This window comes from Algoriphagus yeomjeoni (assembly GCF_049821175.1).
Taxonomy (GTDB): domain Bacteria; phylum Bacteroidota; class Bacteroidia; order Cytophagales; family Cyclobacteriaceae; genus Algoriphagus; species Algoriphagus yeomjeoni_A.
Map to the genome: position 1 here is coordinate 814,569 of NZ_CP187512.1, position 19,145 is coordinate 833,713.

A 19,145-nucleotide genomic window follows, 5' to 3' on the forward strand; every position below is an offset into this window, starting at 1 on the left:
ATGAAAAAGCTAGCGAAAACTATCCTTTTTACAGGAATTATCGGTTTGATATCTGGATTAGCGATGGCTCAAACCCAAGAAAGAGGTGCAGTCACAGATCAGGAATTTGTGATTAGAAAAGATCGAGTATTGACTGTTCCAGTGCAGCCTAGGATGTATGAGAAACTTCCCGTATTACCAAAGCCAACAGGGCTAAATGAGTATAAGTACCTGGTAAGTAGCTACCCTCTAAATCTAAAGCCCCTGGATTTGAAGGCTGAACCTTCACAAAAAGTTTATTCACCTGAGCAACTTGACTTATACCAAGGATATATTCGTGCAGGCTATGGGAACTTTGCTTCGCCACTTTTAGAGGCTAGGTATATGGGAACGGACATAACAGACTTTAATTATTCTTTGCAGCTCAATCATCAGAGTTTTGGAAAAGGCCCAGTTTTGGCTGAAGAGTCCAAGGAATCGCATACTAATTTGGGATTTGACGGAAGCTATTTTACAGATCTCTTCGAGGTTTTCGGTGGGCTGAGTTGGAATCAGGACAGCTATCAGTTTTATGGATTAGATCCAAATTATTTGGTAGATGAAACGGGACAGTTTACCGGCTTTGATGGAAATGTCTTGCAGACGGTAGAAGCGAAAGCAGGGATCCGTGAATTAGAAAAAGTTGGTCCGATTTCCTATGAGGGTCAGTTGAGCTTCAGAAACTTCACTGATAGCTACATGGTGAAGGAAAACCAATTCGGAGCTGAGGCAAGTTTGACTTTCAGACCTACAGAAGATTGGGCTGGGAAAGTTGGGTTGTCTTATTTCTCTACGAATCCTGAAGACGTAAACTATTCTTTAAAGAGAACCTATTTTGCTGTTCGTCCTACGATTTCCTATAAATATGAGGCATTTAACTTCACAGCTGGCTTGAATCTAGTTTCGGAAAATGATTCTCTGGAGGATAAATCAAGTGATTTTCATGTATTTCCAGTACTGAAAGCGAACTATCAGTTTGCTGAAGAATTTGGCTTTTTCGCAGAATTCTCTGGGGATGTACAGAGAAATACCTACTACAGTTTTGTCAATGAAAATCCTTATTTGGGTCCAAGTGATCAATTGCTTAACACCATTCAGAATTACAAAGTAGAAGGCGGGATAGAAGGTCAATTCAATGGTGCGTTCAGCTATCACGGGGCTATAAACATGAGCCGATACAATCAGATGCATTTCTTTGTGAATAATTACACCAACAACCTCGTTACAACTGATTCGGCTAGGTTCAGCTTGGTGTATGATGATAAGACAACTGTTTTCAATATCAATGCAGAACTGGGATATAAATTCTCAGATATGTATACGCTTAACAGTAGATTGGATTTGTACCAATACGATCTAAGTACGCAGGCTGAAGCATGGAATAGGCCTATCTGGGAATTAAGAGTAAATAATCAGTTCACGCCAATTGCTCGCTTGATAGTTCAGGCTAATTTGAATTTGATGGGTGGAGTTAAAGCACGTGGACAGGATGTAAGCGATATCTTTGGAGAATCTGGACCATATGAGGTTGTTAAACTTAAAACCATCACAGATTTACAATTAAAAGCGGACTACGGAATCACGGATAGAATCTCAATTTTTGCCGAAGGAAACAATCTCCTGAATGCACGAAATATGCGCTGGTTGAATTATCCAGTTCGAGGAATTCAGTTTATTGGTGGGGCTTCTTTTAAATTCTAAGATTTGTTTAAGCCTTTCGGTTGGGCTTTAGGCTCATTTCGCTTAGTTTCGTAACATTCCCCGAAAGCAATGACTGATAAAACTGCAGATAATAAGCATTGGACTGATCCAAAGGATTATGGACTTCCATTTGTAGAAATAGTGCCATTGGCTCAGGCCGAAACTCCTAAAAAAGAGGAAGAAAAAGCAGCTCCAATTGATGTCAGTGAGGTTAAGAAGAGAACCATTCAATCCATAAAACCTCCTGTAACCGAAGCGGAAAAAGTAGCTAAACCAGCGCCTAAAGTAGAGGCAAAGAAATCCAATAGTTCTTGGATATGGATAGCCGCAGTTATGACATTAACTGTAGTAATGGTCATTATCTGGCAAATGAATAAAAGCAGTATCCCAGTTCAAGGTTCAGAGGGCCTAGTTTCTGAATCTACAGAGGGTTCAGAAACGGAAGAGAATGATGCAGTTGCACTCAATTCTAGCCCAAGTGAAGAAACACAAACGATTGATAATCAAGAAAATATTTCAGATTCTATAACTTCTGTTTCACCTGTCGCAGAATCAGCTCAAACTGGTACAACTATTGCGTCAGAGGTAGCTGGAACTTTGGTTCGAGTTGAAGAAAAAGCTGAACGAGCTCAATTCTATATTATAGTGGGAAGCCTTCCAAATGAGGCTTTGGCTTTGGAAGAGGCAGAACAATATAAGAATAGAGCAGAGACGATTTACCTCATCACGCCATACGAAGATGTCACAAATTATCGTTTGGCTATAGGAACTTCAAGAGGATGGACTGCCATCAATGAAGAGCTAGCTCGGGTCAAAGATCAGTACACAGAAGATTTATGGATTTTGAAATATTAATATGATTCTACTTCAAACGCTCTCTACAGATACACTTTCTGCAGCAGATAGCCTGGCGATGGGTGCCACCAATAATGACATCGGACTTCTTGACCTTCTAATCAAAGGCGGATACATGATGGTTCCGCTTTACCTTTTATTCATTTTGGCTATTTTCATTTTTGTGGAGCGATTAATTACACTCAATAAAGCCTCAACAACCTCTTCGCACCTGATGGATCAAGTGAAGGTCTTGGTACAAAGTGGTCAGACTGAAAAAGCGAAAATCCTTTGTGCAGGTGAACGTACTCCAGTTGCAAATATGATTGCTAAAGGTATTGAACGAATTGGTTCTCCTTTGAAAAATATTGAAGTAGCGATAGAGAACGTCGGGAAAATCGAGATTTATAAATTGGAAAAAAATCTAAATCTTCTGGCAACTGTCTCCGGTGCTGCGCCAATGATAGGTTTCTTGGGCACTGTGGCCGGTATGATTCAGGCTTTTATTGCCATTGCGCAGGAGGAAGGAATGGTTTCTCCAAAGCTTCTTTCCGAAGGTATCTATGAAGCCATGATCACTACAGCAGCTGGTTTGGTGGTAGGTATTATTGCCTATTTAGGATATAATTTTCTAGTATCGAAAGTTTCGAAGCTTGTCCATAACATGGAGTATTCTTCGATCGAATTTATTGACTTGTTACAAGATAAATAAAATGGGACTTCAGGCTAAAAATAAAGTAGATCCAGCATTCAGCATGTCATCCATGACAGATATCATCTTTCTGTTGTTGATCTTTTTTATGCTTACCTCTTCCTTCATTACACCTTCAGGATTGCCTGTGAATTTGCCTTCCAGCGAGACATCTGATATCGTAATGCAGGAAGTTACCGTTACAGTTACTAACGACTTGAAGTATTCGGTAAATGACAAAATCGTCTCAAGGGAACAAATCAAGGACGAATTGACTTCTCTACTTAAGGGAAAAGATAGTCAGGTTGTTTTACACATAGACAAAGATGTCCCTGTAGAATACCTAGTAGAAATCGGAGGAATTGCAGCGGGATTGGAAGCAAATGTTTCAATTGCAACAAAACCATTCTAAATCAATGGAATACTGGAATGCAGATAAAATAGAGAACGAGAGCAAAAAGAAATCGTGGATAATCACCATTATCTTCAACGTGTTGCTTTTGATTGCGCTCTATTTTATTGTGGTTTGGAAGCAACCAGTTCCGCCATTACCCACCTTCGGTTTGGAGTTGAATCTTGGATTTACTCCTACAGGTTCGGGTGAAAGAAACAGTCCAGTAGCACCTTCAGAGACACCTACTCCGGTAGTGGAGGCTGCTGCACCTGGGGAAATAGCTGAAGCAGTCAGCAAACCAGCCACACCTCCACCAAGTCCAAAAACAGAAACTGCAAAGCCAACAGCTCAGCCAAAACCATCAGTAAATAAAGCTGTGACTACAAAACCTTCTCCAATCAGAGGAGAGGAAAAAGCTACAGAGCAGACTAAAAAACCAGAACCAGTTAAAAAGGAAGTTGCCAAGCCAGTAGAAACCCCTGCCAAAGCTGAGGAAAAAGAAACTGTACAAAAAGCACCTGAAAAGCCAAAAATCGATCAGCGGGCTGTCATGGGAGCTGGAGGTACATCCGGAACAGGTACAAAACCAGCTTCTGGTGGAGCTCAGGGCACATCTAACGAAAAAGGCGATGAAGGCGATCCGAAAGGAACTGTTGATGGTAGAGCAATCATGGGCGTTGGTTCTGGAAAAGGTGCAAATTCAGGCGATGGCTATAGCCTAGACCTTGCAGGTTGGGATTTCGCCCAGCGACCTAACATCAATGATAGAGTGTCTACCCGTAATGGTAGAATAGTTTTTAAAATCACCATTGATGATTTGGGGAGAGTAGTTCAAGCAGTTCCTTTGGAATATAATGTGTCCAATGATGTATTGGCTTATTACCGTCAGGTAGTAAATCAGATTTCCTTTAAGAAGCAAGGTGGCGCAGCTGCTGAGTTTTCTACTGGTAAGATTACATTTGTTATTAAGGTGGATTAAGTAATGAATTACCAGGAGACGCTGGATTATTTATTCAATTCTCTTCCCATGTTTCAGCGAGTGGGAGCTTCAGCTTTCCGAAAGGACCTTCGAAGCACGATTTTGCTTTGCGATCATCTCGGAAATCCTGAGCGTAAATTCAAATCAATTCACGTGGCAGGTACCAATGGGAAAGGAAGTTCTTCCCATTGTTTGGCTGCTATTTTTCAGAGTGCTGGTTACAAAACAGGACTTTATACTTCCCCCCATCTCAAGTCATTCACTGAGCGAATCAGAATAAACGGTTTGGAAATCAGTCCTGATTTAGTGGTACAGTTCGTAGAAGAAAACAAAACCTTTCTTGATGAACTGAAGCCTAGTTTCTTTGAAATGACTGTCGGAATGGCTTTCTGGCACTTTGCGCAGCAAGAAGTCGATATAGCTATCATAGAAGTGGGCATGGGTGGGAACTTCGATAGTACTAATGTTATTACGCCCGAACTTTCTTTGATCACCAATATTGGTTTTGATCATATGCAGTTTTTGGGTGATACTCTGCCGTTGATTGCAGGTGAAAAAGCTGGGATTATCAAGGCAAATGTACCTGTGGTAATCAGCGAAACACATGAGGAAACAAGCTCTGTTTTCCTTGAAAAAGCCAAGAAAATGAATGCTCCGATCACTTTTGCGGATGAAAAGTGGAAGGCTGAGAAAATTGCGGAGGAAGATGGGAGGGCTAGGTATCAGATTAACTCTAAGAAAGCAGTGTTTCTGTCTGGAAAGACACAGACCAAAGCGGCGGCCAAGGAGAAATCGTATGATTTGACTTTTGGGCTGAATGGAAATTACCAGAAATATAACCTTCCTGGAATCTTAGAATCCGTCTCTCAAATGAGGCATATGGGATGGAGCTTGCCTGATGAAGCTGTATTCGAAGGATTGAAAAATGTCACAGAATTGACTGGACTGAAAGGAAGATGGCAAACGATCTCTTTGAACCCTACAGTGATTTGTGACACGGGTCATAATGAAGCTGGGTTTCGAGAAATTCTTTCTCAATTGGAAACCTACAACTATGAGCAGTCATGGTTTGTCATAGGAATGGTTCAGGATAAGGATATATCCAAGGTGCTTTCTATGCTTCCAAAATCTGCAAACTATGTCTTTTGTGAAGCGAAACTTCCTAGAGCTTTACCGGCAGTGCAATTGGCAGAGAAGGCGCTTTCTATGGGTTTGAAAGGTGACATAATCCCAGATATCAATGAAGCTTTAGCATTTGCCAGAAAAAATGCCGACAAAGATGACTTGATTTTTGTGGGAGGGAGTACTTTTGTGGTTGCAGAAATCGAAGAGCTTTAGATGAGTAGAAAAAAACTGGTTCGCTTCCAAGAGAACGACGAGAACCCAAATGTAATCCAGGCTGGTAAGCCAATTTTTGAAACGATCAAAGGAAATTGGAAAGAAGTTCAGTTTCAAAATCAGAATCCTTTAGTCGTAGAACTTGCTTGCGGAAGAGGTGAATTCACAGTTGGTTTAGCTCGTAATTTCCCAAACCAGAACTTTATTGGCGTAGATATCAAAGGAAGCCGTATTTGGAAAGGTAGCTCTACCGCCACCAAAGAAGGTATTCACAATGTGGCTTTCCTCAGAACACAGATAGAGCTGTTAGAGAAATATTTCGCCGCAGATGAGATTTCTGAGCTGTGGATCACATTCCCTGACCCCTTTCCTAGAGATGGAGATGAGAAGCGTAGATTGACTTCTCCACGCTTTTTGGATATGTATAAGCCCATGCTGAAGAAGGACGGCTTTTTACATTTTAAAACCGATAATACAGACCTTTTTAATTATTCATTGGAGCTTTTTCAAAGTAGAGAAGATATTGAAGTCTTAGGATTTACGCATGATTTTTACCAATCTGAATGGAAAGATGATCATTTTGGGATTCAGACACGATACGAAAAGATGTTTTCTGAAAAGGGGGAGAAAATCAAGTATTTGAAGTGTAGGTTTATATAGGATTCAGCAGATTTATTTTCTTCGGATTCATTTCCTGCAGATTTGCGCGGATAAAAACCGCAGATTATCGGATATTTTAAATTCTGGACCAATTGAATCAAATCGAATCATCAGCGAATATCTGCGACATTTATCTGCGAGAATCTGCGGGCAAAAAATAAGATCATGAGCAAAAAGAAACATTTGGTAATTCTGAGCGGTGCAGGAATTTCTGCTGAAAGTGGTATCAAAACTTTTAGGGATTCTGGAGGACTGTGGGAAGGTCACGATGTGATGGAAGTAGCTTCACCGGAAGGTTGGAGGAGGAATCGAGCACTCGTTCAGAATTTTTACAATCAACGGAGGAAGCAATTGCTGGATTGCGAGCCTAATGAGGCACATACGATTTTAGCGGAGCTGGAGAGAGACTTTCAGGTGTCCATCATCACTCAAAATGTCGATGACCTACATGAACGTGCTGGTTCTACCAAAGTCATTCATCTTCATGGAGAATTGAAAAAAGCGCAGAGTAGTCTTGACCCTAGTTTGGTTTACAACTTAGATCATTGGGAGATAAAAGAAGGAGATAAATGTGAAAAGGGAAGCCAACTGCGCCCACATATTGTGTGGTTTGGTGAGCAGGTTCCTATGATGGAAAATGCCATAGAAATTGCCACTACTGCAGATGTTTTTGTGGTGATCGGAACCTCACTTCAAGTATATCCAGCCGCTAGCTTAGTTGATTTTGTCCCAGATGACACACTTATTTATGTGATTGATCCAAAAAATCCAGAGGTAAATTTTAGAAGAAAAGTGGTTAATATCCTTGAAAACGCCACAAAAGGCATGAAAACTTTGGAGAAATTGTTAAAGTCTCAAATTTAATTTTTGTTCAGGAAGGAAAACCTATAAATTGAAGGATAAACTTTTACTTATGGCATCTAAAAAGAATTCTTGGCCAGTATTTCAATTTGAGGAGAATAAAGACACCATTTATCTCTTACATCAGTGGACGCAGATAGTAGGGAAGGTGAGGCTAAAAAAATCTCCATGGCAAAATCACTCCTGGCATGTGTCATTATATGTGGATGCGCAGGGATTAACAACGGGAAATATCCCTTATGACGGTGGCGTTTTCGAAATCAAATTTGATTTCATTCATCATGAATTGCGGATAAAAACCAGTAATGGTTCCCGTGATCGATTTGCACTTGGAGGTCAGACTGTTGCTAGCTTCTATGAACAGTTGATGGAGAAATTGAAGTTTTTGGGAATTAATGTGAAAATACATGAGAGTCCCAATGAAGTTCCTGATCCAATTCCATTTCCAAAAAACAAGAAAAGAATCATTTACCAAGCAAATACAGCCCAAAGTCTTTGGAAAGTGTTGGTTCATATTCAGAATGTTTTTGGTTATTTTAGAACGAAATTCACTGGAAAAAATAGTCCAATTCACTTCTTCTGGGGGTCTTTTGATTTAGCGTACACACGATTTTCAGGAAATAAAGCTCCGGAATTTACTGGTCAGGTTCCAAATATTCCTACTTCAGTGATGCAGGAGGCTTATTCACATGAAGTATTTAGTGTTGGGTTTTGGCCGGGCAGTGAAGCCTTCAAAACTCCTATTTTCTACGCATACACTTATCCAAATTATCCTGACTTTAAGGATGCAAAAATATCTCCTGAGAAAGCCTTTTGGAGCAAAGAAATGGGTGAGTTTATGCTGACTTATGAAGATGTACAGAAGTCGTCCGACCCAACTAAGACCCTTCTTGAATTTTTACAAAGTAGCTATGAAGCTGCTGCTAAATGTGGGAATTGGAACCGTGAGGAACTTGATTGTGATTTTTCACACTTGGAAAATAAATAGGATATGCACGCTTTTCTTGGATCATAAATTAATCCTGAAAGCACTGATAAAGAGGGAATACAATTTTAAATTGATTAAAAGTTCTTTTATCTATGGCCAAGAAAATCAAAGTGTTAGCAGCTGTTTTGGTTTTCTGGACTGCTCTTTTTATAGCTTGGGAATGGTGGAATAGCTTTCCTAAAGTTCGTATAGCCCCCAACGCCAAAGTGAATAGCATGCAAGACGGAGTAGATTCTATTTTGCGAGAATCAATGTTAACTTACTTATTGCCAGGAATATCTGCTGCAGTAGTCAAAGATGGAAAGGTGATTTATTTGAATGCCTTTGGTTTTGAAAACCTGGAAACAAAGGATTCACTAACAGTGGATAGCAAAATTTTAGTTGCTTCCATTTCCAAACTATTCATTGCTTTAGGAGTGGCAAGTTCTTTTCAGGATAAAGAAATTCGCGCCACGGACTCTTTATATTCTCTTAAACTGGATGAAATCCCTAATTCCTCCAGCCTTACCAATATTCAAATTGATAATCTTTTATTACATCAATCAGGAATCCGAGACAAAAGTTTTTCTGAGCAAATCCTTTCTTTTTCAAAATCTCAAAACCTAAGTGAGTGGGGGATGGGATTTGTCGGGGATGTGACTAGCTATCACTCAGATTCGATTACCTATGAGTATGCTGATTCAAACTATGACTTATTAGGTTTTCTGCTTTCAGCTCTTGATGATTTTGAGTTGGATTCCATTGTCAAAACTCATGTTTTTAAACCTACAGAAATGATAAACTCTGAATATGTGAGTGACTGGCCTTTGGAGGAAAATGGTCTAACAGGATATCAGAAAACCTTTATTTGGAAAAGAATAGAGCCAAAAAGAATTAAGTTCAAAATTCTGCCATCACCTTCTTCTGGATTAGTTACGACTACAAAAGACATGAGTATTGCTTTGATCCATTTATTGAATGACCAAAGAGGGAAGTTTTCTAAACATCTTAGCTGGCTCACTACTGATTCCGAAGTTCCTTTGGGTTTTCAGAAAATCCAAGTTAATGGCTCAGACTGGGTTGGTCATTTTGGAGGCCAAGCTGGTTATTCAAGCTTATTTTTTTATTCCGGCGAAGAGAACACTGGTATATTCCTCTTTTCTAATTCAAAAGATGAAGAGGGTTTTAGAACTAAAATTGCAAATCAAGTCCTTTCATATATTTCACCTTGAATTCTGTTTTTAAATGAGGTTATCTTTTCCACATCCGATTATTATTCTTTTAGGATTTGTTGTTTTGGCTGGATTGTCTAGCTATTTTATTCAATCAGGCAGCTATGAACGGATACTGGATTTAGAAACTGGCAGAGAGGTGATAGTTCCCGGCAGTTTCGACTCAATTGAAGATCACAATGCGTCTATCTATGACATAGCTTTAGCGGTCCCTGAAGGGATTATTTTAGGAGCTGACATCGTTGTTTTGATTTTACTTATTGGAGGAGCTTTTTATGTGGTTGAGAAAACCGGAGCACTTCAGGAAGGGATCGAAGCTTTGATTTATAGGTTTAGGAATAAGAAATATTTGCTTCTCTATTTCATCGGGTTTGTTTTTGCTTTTTGTGGCGCCACGATTGCGATGCAGGAGGAACTGATTGCTATGGCGCCTATTTTCGTGCTTTTAGCAAAGAAAATAAACTATGATATAAGATCGATTATTGCACTGGCATTAGGCTCTGCACTTGTTGGTGCAAGTTTTTCTCCTGTCAATCCCTTCGGCTCTTTGTTGTCACAAACTATTGCTGAACTTGATTTTCAGGAAGGGTTTGCCTTCAGGATTTTATTTTGGGTTGTAGCTATCTTGATTTGGTGTGCTTACCATATTAAGTACGGTAAACTGAATAAATCAACCTCCGAATCCTATGAAATGAAACCTGTTAAGATTTCACTGAGACATACAGTGATTTTGATACTAACCTTTAGTGGGATTGGAATAATGGCTTGGGGCATTGTTTATCAAGATTGGGGTTATAATGAAATGAGTGCATTGTTTTTTGTTGTTGGGATGAGTTGTGGTTTGGTTGGAAAATTAGGGCTTAATGGCACTGCTAGAGCATATACAGAGGGTTTTGGTGAGTTGATTTTTGCTGGAGTTATTGTGGGATTAGCTCGAAGTGTTTATTTGATTCTTCAGAAAACAGCTATCATTGACCCGATCATTCATGGATTATTTGTCCCTTTAGAAAGTTTACCTATTCAATTTGCAGCTATTGGACTATATCTAAGTCAAGCTATAATTCATATTCCTGTGCCAAGCACTTCAGGACAGGCGGTCCTGACTACGCCTCTTGCAGTCCCTTTAATGGATCTATTAGGGATTTCCCGTCAAGTAGCTGTACTCACCTATCAGTATGCTGCGGGATTAATGGATCTTATTACCCCTACAAATGGTGGGATGATGGCGGTAATTGCAGCTGCGGGAATCAAATTCAACAATTGGATCAGCTACTTATGGAAAAGTTGGTTACTTCTTATGGGCTTAGGTTTGATATCAGTTTTAATCGCTCTATTTTGGTTTTCCTAAACTAACATATAAACCTTCAATAAATGGACATTAACGATCATTCCCCACTTTTACCTTATCAACCTGCGGCTGATCGCTACCATCAGATGAAATACCGTAGATGCGGTAAAAGTGGCTTAGTTCTACCAGAAATCAGTCTTGGACTTTGGCACAACTTCGGTCACAACGCAGATTTTACACTAGGTAGATCTATTCTTCGTCGGGCTTTCGATCTTGGTATTTGTCACTTTGACCTAGCCAACAATTATGGGCCTCCTTTTGGATCCGCGGAAGAGAATTTTGGAAGAATCTTGAAAAAGGACTTCGCTTCCTTGAGAGATGAACTGATTTTATCTTCAAAAGCAGGCTGGGATATGTGGCCAGGTCCTTATGGAAACTTTGGTTCCAAAAAGTATCTAGTAGCCAGCTGTGATCAAAGCTTGAAAAGAATGGGAGTGGATTATGTAGATATTTTCTATCATCACAGACCTGATCCAGATACTCCACTTGAGGAGACAATGGGTGCCCTTGATCTTTTAGTAAGACAAGGCAAGGCACTTTACGTTGGTATTTCCCAGTACAGCGCAGAAGATACTGCCAAAGCTTACGCTATCTTAGAACGCTTGGGCACACCTCTTTTGATTCATCAACCACGCTATTCCATGATCGATCGCTGGGTGGAAAATGGCCTGATGGATGTTTTGGGTGAAAAAGGAGTAGGGAGTATAGCTTTTTCTCCATTGGAGCAAGGACTACTTACCGACAAATACTTAAAAGGTATTCCTGAGGATTCCCGAGCTGCAAAAGATGGTAGGTACCTGAAAGCCGCACAGATTTCAGAAGAGAAGATTAGCATGATTTCAAGATTAAATGATATTGCGATTGGCAGAGGCCAAACACTTGCTCAAATGGCTATTGCTTGGTTATTAAAAGATGAGCGAATCACATCAGTTTTGGTGGGAGTATCGAAGCCAGAGCAATTAGACGATAATGTAAATGCTGTGAAGAATTCTGTTTTCAGCACTGAAGAAGTGACTATGATCAGCCGAATCTTAGGAGCTTGAAATCCCAATTAACAGCTGGAAGTGCCTTAATCTTGATCGTTGTAGCTCAATTTCTAGGCACTTCTCTTTGGTTTGCAGGAAATGCTGTGGCGCCAGAAATCAGCCAACTTCTTGAAGTTCCTGAGATTTTAGCTACAATCACTTCAGTGGTGCAGTTAGGATTTATTTTGGGCACCTTATTGTTTGCTGTTTTTTCTATTCCAGATCGTTTTTCTCCGAGCAACGTGTTTTTGGTCAGCTCTATTCTGGCAGCTAGCTTTAATCTCCTAATTGTCCTTTTACCCATTCAATTGACAGTGGTGCTGATCTGTCGTTTTATGGTTGGGTTTTTCTTGGCGGGTATTTATCCTGTGGGAATGAAAATCGCTGCGGATTACTTTCAAAAAGGTCTAGGTGCAGCTTTGGGTTTTTTGGTTGGTGCTTTGGTTTTAGGAACTGCTTTTCCTCACCTTTTGAAAGGATTAGATCTGAATTTTTCATGGCAACAAGTACTCTTGTCTACCTCTGTCCTAGCAATGATAGGAGGGGCTGTAGTTGGTTTTTTTGTTCCTGATGGACCTTTTCATAAAATCAACTCACAATTTGATATTCGGCTTTTGCCAAAGCTCTCTAAAATCAAAGCATTGAAAAGTGCAGCTTCAGGGTATTTTGGACATATGTGGGAGCTCTATACTTTCTGGGCTTTTGTACCTGTTCTGGTTATTTTTTTTAATGGAAATGAAGCAATGCAGGCAAGTGATAGTTTACTTTCATTTTTTGTGATTGCAATAGGAGCATTTTCTTGTGCTTTTGGAGGGGTAGTAGCCAAGCGAATTGGCAGCTCAAAAGTCGCTCAGGTGGCACTTTTTGGCTCCGGTATATGCTGTGTTTTAGTCCTATTTACCGGTGGTTCTTCAAGTTGGATATGGATGAGTCTACTGTTATTCTGGGGAATGTTTGTTACGGCAGATTCACCACAGTTTTCCACTTTGGTAGCTCAAAGTGTTCCGGCAGAGTATCGAGGAACTGCACTTACTCTTGTCAATTCCATGGGTTTTGCCCTTTCTATCATAAGTATTCAACTTGCTCAATTTTTACTTACTTGGTTGAGGATTGATGTAGTATTGGCTTTGCTATTTATCGGTCCAGTTTCAGGGTTATTCTTTTTTAGGTTGTACGCCAACCAAAAGACTTCTATATAAAATAGGCCATACAATTACATAAAAAGTACATAAACCAGATTCACCACTGATTTAAAATAAATAAAAAAAAGGAGGCTTTTTTCAAAACCTCCTCACGTAAGTTACAACCGGACTATCGAACTACGTTTTCTAATGTTGCTAGATAAACCCATTTTTGGTCTCTTGAGTTTAAGCCTTCATTTACAGCTATTCTTTGCTCCTCAGTTTGAGTCATATCCTCATAGGATTGAGCGTTAAAGAACTGCATATAATCTTTGTATATATTCATTGTCAAGTGAGTTGATTTGGCTTCAGATCCAAGTGGTAGTGCCGTTCTTAGCAAACTCCAGTGACCCATTAAGCCTTGCTCTACAAATTTCTGATGTATAGGTTTAAAAACCTCTGATTCAGCTTCCTCATACGCTTCGAAGTTTCCTTCTTTTGCTTTCATCAAATCGAAGGAAGCCAATACTCCAGGTTTCATTTGGAAATTATCATTTGTTTCAGCGATTTCCCTCATATACAGCCGCATAGGCATATCCCGCATACTAAGAGACTCCTGAAACAAATTGCTTACTTGAATGCTACTCAGATGAGGATATGCTATTCTAGTATATTCCATCATAGATTTTTCATCTAGCCCATTCATCATTTTGACAGGGTCATCGTAATAGGTGACCATGATGTATTGAAAATCTGAGTGATCGCCACCAGATTGAAGTGACCAAAAATCCCAACCTTTAATTCTTTTGTCGCTCAGAGCCTGGCGATAAACTTTTTCCATTAAATCTTTAAACTCGATGTAGTCAAACAGTTGATCATTTTCAACCTTGACAAATTCGAATACCATATACTGTGATTGTTGAGCCTTGAGACTACTTACCCAAAGCATCCCAAAGACTAAGAAAAGTAATAGCTTTTTCATGAATATTAGGGTTTAGGGTTAATTTCGCTTTTGTATAATTTAAATAATTATTTTGAGCCACAAACAAATAATAATAGATAATTTTACGGGGACCCACTTTTTCCAAATATGCTATTATTAATAAAAATACTTTAATGATGAAAATATTATAATATGTGTGGTTGTACATTATTATTTTAACAATTAAATGGTAAAATCATGTCAGGAATTTCAAGAAGATCATGGCTAAAAAAAGCTTCTTTTGGTAGTGGATTAGCTGCCTTAGGAACGACTGGGATATTCAGTTCTCTTTCTGCCGAGGAAATCAGAAAGTATAATCCTAGACCCATTGATTCACCAATTCGCCTGGGTTCTAATGAGAATCCGTACGGCCCATCAGAATCCATGCGAAATGCTATGATAAAAGGATTTGATAATGGCTGTCGCTACCCTTGGGGATTCAATGGTGACTTAGTCAAAATGATCGCCGAAAAAGAAGGAGTTCCTGAAGACCACATTGTGTTGGTAGCAGGTTCTACCGAAGGATTGAAAATAGCCGGGATCACTTTTGGAGGTGGGGGAGAGATCATCTCATGTTCACCTACCTTTTTATCAATGATGAGCTATGCTGAGCTTTGGGGCACAGATATCAATTGGGTGCCATTGAACAAGGACTTGGATTTTGATTTGGAGGAAATAGAGAAACGGGTTTCCTATAAAACCAAAATGGTTTTTCTTTGTAATCCCAATAACCCAACTGGTAAATTACTTCCTGCAGATCAAGTGGTGGATTTTTGCAAAACAGTGAGCAAGCAAGCTGTAGTTTTCTCTGATGAAGCCTACTATGATTACATCACCGAACCGGATTACCCATCGATGGTTGAGTTGGTGAAACAAGGTTACGATGTGGTAGTTTCCCGTACTTTTTCAAAAGTTTACGGTCTGGCAGGGATTAGGATGGGTTATTTGATTGCAAAGCCTGAGTTGGCCAAATTACTTTCGGATCGAGTAGTTGCCAATACTAATATAATGGCTATTGAAGCAAGTAAGGCTGCGCTCCTTGACAAAGACTTTTACCAATTTTCTCTTCAAAAAACTGCGGAAGCTAAATCTTTGCTTACAAAAACACTGAATGATTTGAAGTTGCCCTATTTGGATTCGCATGCGAACTTCATTTTTTTTCACTCAGGAAGGGATATCAAAGAATTGAATAAGACGATGTTTGATAAAGGGTTTATTGTCGGTAGGCCTTTCGAACCGTTGAATGACTGGTGCAGAATTTCTACCGGTACTATAGAAGAAGTAGTACTTTATAACGAAGCAATAAAAGAAGTTTTAGGCTAATGTTGAATTCCAATATAGTTTTAGAAAATGATAAAATCCTGCTCAGACCTCTTACAGAGCAGGATTTTCCAATTTTGATGCCACTGGCAAATGATCCAAATCTTTGGACTTACTTCACATATGACCTGAGTATTCCTTCAGAATTTGAGGAATGGGCAAAGCCTGCTTTAGCTGGAGCTCGCCTGCAATTTTTGGTTTGGGATAAACAATTAAACCAAGCAGTAGGGAGCACTGCTTTTGGAAACTATTCTGAAAGAGACCAAAGGATAGAAATTGGTTGGACTTGGCTCGGCAGGGAATTTCATGGTACAGGCATCAATCAGGCCATGAAGCTTTTGATGCTTGAATATTGCTTTGAGACTTTAAAACTCAAGCGTGTTGAAATCAAAACCGATGTACTGAATTTACCTGCTCGAAAGGCATTGATGAAATTTGGGGCGGTCGAGGAAGGAGTACTAAGAAGCCATACTTTACTCACTCACGGTAGACGAAGAGATACTATTTATTATAGCGTGCTGGATAGTGAGTGGAGACCCAAGCTGGCTTAATTTTGATCTCCTATGCCCGCGTGTACCCAAGGATTTCCGAGGAGATAGTAGTTTCTAAGTACTTCGGTTATTTCTTTTGATTCTTCCTGAATCAGTTTTAAGATAACAGCAGCAATACTTGCTATTGGTGGAGATTTTGAAGCGGCTAACCAAGCTGCCGAAAGCATCTGGTTTGCTTCTGTATTTATTTTATTCGGACTTGCTAAAAGACATTTGGTTGCGCCGCTACGATACCAGCTGAGAGCAATATTTTCAGTTGAATGCTTTTCAAGAGTGGAACAGGTAAACCAAAGTGTGGCATTCAGTGGTTTAGCTGGAATATGAGCTAGTAATTCGTCCTTTTCGAGATGGCCATAGCCTCTCAGAAGATTTGCCTCCCCATGGCCCCAATACACCCAATTTCCAGTCATAGTCGAGATTGCAGAAAGAATCTCGGTTTTGTAAAAATCGCCTGGGTGAAAATCTTCGGCTCCGGCTTCCGACCACAGTTTTAGCATTTTAGTGTACGGTTGTTGATATTGACAAGTCAAATGTGTTTTAGGAGCCAAATCAATTTTATCACAGAGAAAATCCAATAGCGCATTCTCCAATTCCTTCCATTCATCGGCAAAAAAGATTGAGTTTACCACTGGTCGAAATTTCTCATTGCATACAATAGGAGGCCAATCTTGCATTTTATTAACCTTAGCCCAAGAATGTGGCAATACGACCAATGCTGAATTTGCAGCATGCTGATCAACTGCGGCATATAGCTTAGTTAAAAATGACTCGGAGTCCAAATAAACAGCATCTGGAATGGAAATGGTGAAAAAGCGAGGTTGAAATTTATTCAACCTCGCTACAAAAAATCCAGCTGGTATAGACCATGATTCTGGTATTACAATCGCTTTATTCATTTAAAAAATTATTTAGTTGCGAAAATAAGTTTGCTACTAAGCTGTAAATCCTTTAAAGCAAATCGGTTGATTACAAATCGAGATTTGTGGACTTGCTTAGCATAAGGCCGAAGAAGGTCAACTGGAATCATGGTCCTTTGCCCGTCAAATTCTGCTTTCCAAAATTCCTGAACTACTACAGCTTGTTGCTCTCTTTCCAAATTCAGTAATTTACCTCCGGCATTTCTCAGATCATCTTCTGATAGGTTATAGGCTTTGCCAAAGAACTGAGAATGCAATGCCTCAATCATATATACACCACCAGAAGTAACTGCCTGCCAAACGTGAGTCAATTCATGGATCAAGACGTCCATGCTTAGGGTCGCACCAGACTTATGATTGATGACGTACATCGTTGTAAATGGACGGTTTTTGTTCATCCACATAATCAAGTCTGCGGCTAAACTTGCATCAGTTAATTTCACTCGATCCAAGTCAATTGAAACCCCAAACACTTTTTCAGCCTCAGCTCTTTCACTTGCATTGAGGCCCCGGTGTGACCCAAAAATATCCATCAAAATAGCAAAAGTAACTGCAGCAATACTTGCTCCTAGCTTTGTTGCTTCGATCATCAAAGTCACAGCAGATTTGCCAATTTCGATTAAGCCTTTAATTAGTCCTTCTCTGAAAGCGTCTCTGACATTGGTGATGATTTCCTTAAACACTTCGCGCCAATGATTAACAGTGCCAACGATCGCTGTAATCAACGTACGAATAACAGAAACTGATTTTTGGGCAATAACTTCAAGGATCTCTTTCATTCTAGTCCAAATGATTCGTAATGCCTGCATGAGTTTTCTAGCTTCAGCTGCTACAAATCGTGCAATGTCATTGATGATAGCGCTTAGGGAAATTGCCATATCTTTCATTGCTCCAATAATTACTGCCAATTGCTGGGCTGTTCGAGAAATCACCTCTTTCAGCATGCTAAATACTGTAGTTCCCAAATCCTTCAATGCTTCTATCACCACTCTCGCTATTAAACGAGTTTGATTGATCACTGCCAGCATTATTTCCCGGACAGTTCTTCCAATTTTTTTCAGTTCTTGAACCAGCCTTTTCCCAAAATCAAGCGCAAATCGATTCAATCTGGAAATGAAGTCTATCACTCTTTTTCCAGCACTTACTAGGGCTCTTACTATCGCATTTAGCCTGGATGCTGCCATTTTTGCTACTTCAATCAATAAAGAAGTGAATGAACCAAGAAGTTCTTCTAGCTTTTTGAGTACTTCTTTTAAAATGTTTGTTGCTTGGCCGATTGCCCAGTTAAGAATATCCAGCGCTTTTTTACCAGCTTCGATGATTGCTTGAACAAATTTCTTCACAGCCGATAGACCCTTCTTCACAGCTTCAGATAATAATTGAGAAATGGATTTTCCGGCAGCGAGAACTGCCTCTACAAAGTCATCTATTTTAGCTTGTGTCCAGGTTACTACCTTAGCTACCGCATCTGCCAAATTTTTGCCGGCAGCAGCAATAGCATCTGCCACAGTATTAATGGCTCCCACCACGGCATCTACTACATTGCTAGCTGTATCTTTGATCCAGCCCCAAAGCCCATCTGTTTCGTCTGGTACCACACCAGTTTTCAAGATTTTGCCCGCTGCACTCATCCATTCTGCTACGTCCTTTATATCTCCACCTTCTCCGAAGTAATCCTTCATCATATCCCCAGCTTCAGATCTTTTCAGCCTCGCAATCTGATGAACTAAAAGGGGAGCCTGTCTATTTTTCAAAAAACTCTTCACTACCACTTTTCGGGACTCAGGATTTGCTTTTGATGACCAGGAAGCCAATTCAAAAGCTTCTTCGAAATCCCCTTGTTGGCTTCTTAGTAGAATTGCTTTAGATGTAAGGTCTAGGTCTGCTTTGCTTTTGCCCTCGCTACCTTTCAAGACTTGCGTGATGTTTTTTCTATCTACCTGCAGGAGCTGCATTGCCTGAAATTTTGTCTTGAGGCTTCTACTTGCCTGTATTTTTTTTAATTGAGCATCATTAAGATTTCCCATTTTGATAAAAATTTAGAGTATAAAAATTGATGTTAAATAATATCCCAAAGGTGACTCCTTAAGGTTTTCTATTGAAAAAATAAGACCAGTGTTATTATTGATTTGAGCCATTTCCAGAATAAAAATTGGCAAAAAATGCACCTAGCACTTAAAGTTTGACAGGGTTGCCCGCTTTTCAG

Annotated in this window: 18 protein-coding genes; 15 read left to right on the forward strand and 3 right to left on the reverse strand. The window is 39.7% G+C overall.

The window, feature by feature from the left end; translation table 11 throughout:
* The 13 genes from ACPUEN_RS03175 to ACPUEN_RS03235 all read left to right on the forward strand — a co-directional run bounded on the left by ACPUEN_RS03175 (position 1) and on the right by ACPUEN_RS03235 (position 13,247).
* Entirely contained in the window at positions 1–1,719 is a 1,719-nt protein-coding gene (locus ACPUEN_RS03175; RefSeq protein ID WP_425638389.1) for a TonB-dependent receptor, read from the forward strand.
* A 69-nt stretch (positions 1,720–1,788) separates the two neighbouring features.
* On the forward strand, positions 1,789–2,574 hold the full coding sequence (locus ACPUEN_RS03180; protein ID WP_425638390.1) for a hypothetical protein: 786 nt from the start codon (positions 1,789–1,791) through the stop codon (positions 2,572–2,574).
* Position 2,575: 1 nt separating this feature from the next.
* Complete coding sequence (locus ACPUEN_RS03185) at positions 2,576–3,265, forward strand: MotA/TolQ/ExbB proton channel family protein (protein ID WP_111610408.1); 690 nt, start codon at positions 2,576–2,578, stop codon at positions 3,263–3,265.
* Between the two features lies 1 nt (position 3,266).
* On the forward strand, positions 3,267–3,656 hold the full coding sequence (locus ACPUEN_RS03190; protein WP_111610407.1) for an ExbD/TolR family protein: 390 nt from the start codon (positions 3,267–3,269) through the stop codon (positions 3,654–3,656).
* Positions 3,657–3,660: 4 nt separating this feature from the next.
* Entirely contained in the window at positions 3,661–4,617 is a 957-nt protein-coding gene (locus ACPUEN_RS03195) for an energy transducer TonB (RefSeq protein ID WP_425638392.1), read from the forward strand.
* A gap of 3 nt (positions 4,618–4,620) precedes the next feature.
* Positions 4,621–5,955, forward strand: coding sequence for a bifunctional folylpolyglutamate synthase/dihydrofolate synthase (locus ACPUEN_RS03200; protein ID WP_425638393.1), 1,335 nt, complete (start codon positions 4,621–4,623; stop codon positions 5,953–5,955).
* A complete protein-coding gene (gene trmB, locus ACPUEN_RS03205; RefSeq protein WP_425638394.1) occupies positions 5,956–6,615 on the forward strand; it encodes a tRNA (guanosine(46)-N7)-methyltransferase TrmB in 660 nt (219 codons plus the stop codon).
* A gap of 165 nt (positions 6,616–6,780) precedes the next feature.
* The gene (locus ACPUEN_RS03210; RefSeq protein WP_425638395.1) at positions 6,781–7,479 is read left to right on the forward strand and encodes an SIR2 family NAD-dependent protein deacylase; all 699 of its coding nucleotides are present in this window, start codon (positions 6,781–6,783) and stop codon (positions 7,477–7,479) included.
* 49 nt (positions 7,480–7,528) lie between these two features.
* Positions 7,529–8,464, forward strand: a complete 936-nt coding sequence (locus tag ACPUEN_RS03215) for a DUF5996 family protein (RefSeq protein WP_425638397.1) — start codon at positions 7,529–7,531, stop codon at positions 8,462–8,464.
* 92 nt (positions 8,465–8,556) lie between these two features.
* A complete protein-coding gene (locus ACPUEN_RS03220) occupies positions 8,557–9,675 on the forward strand; it encodes a serine hydrolase domain-containing protein (protein ID WP_425638398.1) in 1,119 nt (372 codons plus the stop codon).
* A gap of 13 nt (positions 9,676–9,688) precedes the next feature.
* Positions 9,689–11,023 carry a YfcC family protein gene (locus tag ACPUEN_RS03225; RefSeq protein WP_425638400.1) on the forward strand — a complete coding sequence of 445 codons (1,335 nt, stop codon included), beginning with the start codon at positions 9,689–9,691 and terminating at the stop codon, positions 11,021–11,023.
* A 23-nt stretch (positions 11,024–11,046) separates the two neighbouring features.
* Positions 11,047–12,066, forward strand: coding sequence for an L-glyceraldehyde 3-phosphate reductase (gene mgrA, locus ACPUEN_RS03230; protein ID WP_425638401.1), 1,020 nt, complete (start codon positions 11,047–11,049; stop codon positions 12,064–12,066).
* Positions 12,063–13,247, forward strand: coding sequence for an MFS transporter (locus ACPUEN_RS03235; protein ID WP_425638403.1), 1,185 nt, complete (start codon positions 12,063–12,065; stop codon positions 13,245–13,247). Before mgrA ends, ACPUEN_RS03235 begins: the two co-directional genes overlap by 4 nt.
* A gap of 112 nt (positions 13,248–13,359) precedes the next feature.
* On the opposite strand, the gene ACPUEN_RS03240 is transcribed toward ACPUEN_RS03235, so the two are convergent.
* Complete coding sequence (locus tag ACPUEN_RS03240) at positions 13,360–14,151, reverse strand: hypothetical protein (protein ID WP_425638404.1); 792 nt, start codon at positions 14,149–14,151, stop codon at positions 13,360–13,362.
* A 198-nt stretch (positions 14,152–14,349) separates the two neighbouring features.
* On the opposite strand from ACPUEN_RS03240, the gene ACPUEN_RS03245 reads away from it, so the two are divergent.
* Positions 14,350–15,474 (forward strand): pyridoxal phosphate-dependent aminotransferase, encoded by a 1,125-nt coding sequence (locus tag ACPUEN_RS03245; RefSeq protein WP_425638405.1) that lies wholly within the window; start codon positions 14,350–14,352, stop codon positions 15,472–15,474.
* The gene (locus tag ACPUEN_RS03250; RefSeq protein WP_425638406.1) at positions 15,474–16,022 is read left to right on the forward strand and encodes a GNAT family N-acetyltransferase; all 549 of its coding nucleotides are present in this window, start codon (positions 15,474–15,476) and stop codon (positions 16,020–16,022) included. Before ACPUEN_RS03245 ends, ACPUEN_RS03250 begins: the two co-directional genes overlap by 1 nt.
* On the opposite strand, the gene ACPUEN_RS03255 is transcribed toward ACPUEN_RS03250, so the two are convergent.
* A complete protein-coding gene (locus ACPUEN_RS03255; RefSeq protein WP_425638408.1) occupies positions 16,019–16,918 on the reverse strand; it encodes a hypothetical protein in 900 nt (299 codons plus the stop codon). The genes ACPUEN_RS03250 and ACPUEN_RS03255 overlap by 4 nt on opposite strands.
* Before the next feature lie 8 nt (positions 16,919–16,926).
* On the reverse strand, positions 16,927–18,966 hold the full coding sequence (locus tag ACPUEN_RS03260) for a hypothetical protein (protein ID WP_425638409.1): 2,040 nt from the start codon (positions 18,964–18,966) through the stop codon (positions 16,927–16,929).
* Positions 18,967–19,145: the final 179 nt, after the last annotated feature.

Excerpts from the sequence above, each read along its gene's own strand:
- ACPUEN_RS03220 (WP_425638398.1), top strand. The coding sequence starts at position 8,557 with ATGGCCAAGAAAATCAAAGTGTTAGCAGCTGTTTTGGTTTTCTGGACT.
- ACPUEN_RS03215 (WP_425638397.1), top strand. The coding sequence starts at position 7,529 with ATGGCATCTAAAAAGAATTCTTGGCCAGTATTTCAATTTGAGGAGAAT.
- trmB (WP_425638394.1), top strand. The coding sequence starts at position 5,956 with ATGAGTAGAAAAAAACTGGTTCGCTTCCAAGAGAACGACGAGAACCCA.
- ACPUEN_RS03190 (WP_111610407.1), top strand. The coding sequence starts at position 3,267 with ATGGGACTTCAGGCTAAAAATAAAGTAGATCCAGCATTCAGCATGTCA.
- ACPUEN_RS03260 (WP_425638409.1), bottom strand. The coding sequence starts at position 18,966 with ATGGGAAATCTTAATGATGCTCAATTAAAAAAAATACAGGCAAGTAGA.
- ACPUEN_RS03250 (WP_425638406.1), top strand. The coding sequence starts at position 15,474 with ATGTTGAATTCCAATATAGTTTTAGAAAATGATAAAATCCTGCTCAGA.
- ACPUEN_RS03240 (WP_425638404.1), bottom strand. The coding sequence starts at position 14,151 with ATGAAAAAGCTATTACTTTTCTTAGTCTTTGGGATGCTTTGGGTAAGT.
- ACPUEN_RS03255 (WP_425638408.1), bottom strand. The coding sequence starts at position 16,918 with ATGAATAAAGCGATTGTAATACCAGAATCATGGTCTATACCAGCTGGA.
- ACPUEN_RS03175 (WP_425638389.1), top strand. The coding sequence starts at position 1 with ATGAAAAAGCTAGCGAAAACTATCCTTTTTACAGGAATTATCGGTTTG.
- ACPUEN_RS03200 (WP_425638393.1), top strand. The coding sequence starts at position 4,621 with ATGAATTACCAGGAGACGCTGGATTATTTATTCAATTCTCTTCCCATG.
- ACPUEN_RS03210 (WP_425638395.1), top strand. The coding sequence starts at position 6,781 with ATGAGCAAAAAGAAACATTTGGTAATTCTGAGCGGTGCAGGAATTTCT.
- ACPUEN_RS03185 (WP_111610408.1), top strand. The coding sequence starts at position 2,576 with ATGATTCTACTTCAAACGCTCTCTACAGATACACTTTCTGCAGCAGAT.
- ACPUEN_RS03245 (WP_425638405.1), top strand. The coding sequence starts at position 14,350 with ATGTCAGGAATTTCAAGAAGATCATGGCTAAAAAAAGCTTCTTTTGGT.
- ACPUEN_RS03180 (WP_425638390.1), top strand. The coding sequence starts at position 1,789 with ATGACTGATAAAACTGCAGATAATAAGCATTGGACTGATCCAAAGGAT.
- mgrA (WP_425638401.1), top strand. The coding sequence starts at position 11,047 with ATGGACATTAACGATCATTCCCCACTTTTACCTTATCAACCTGCGGCT.
- ACPUEN_RS03225 (WP_425638400.1), top strand. The coding sequence starts at position 9,689 with ATGAGGTTATCTTTTCCACATCCGATTATTATTCTTTTAGGATTTGTT.
- ACPUEN_RS03195 (WP_425638392.1), top strand. The coding sequence starts at position 3,661 with ATGGAATACTGGAATGCAGATAAAATAGAGAACGAGAGCAAAAAGAAA.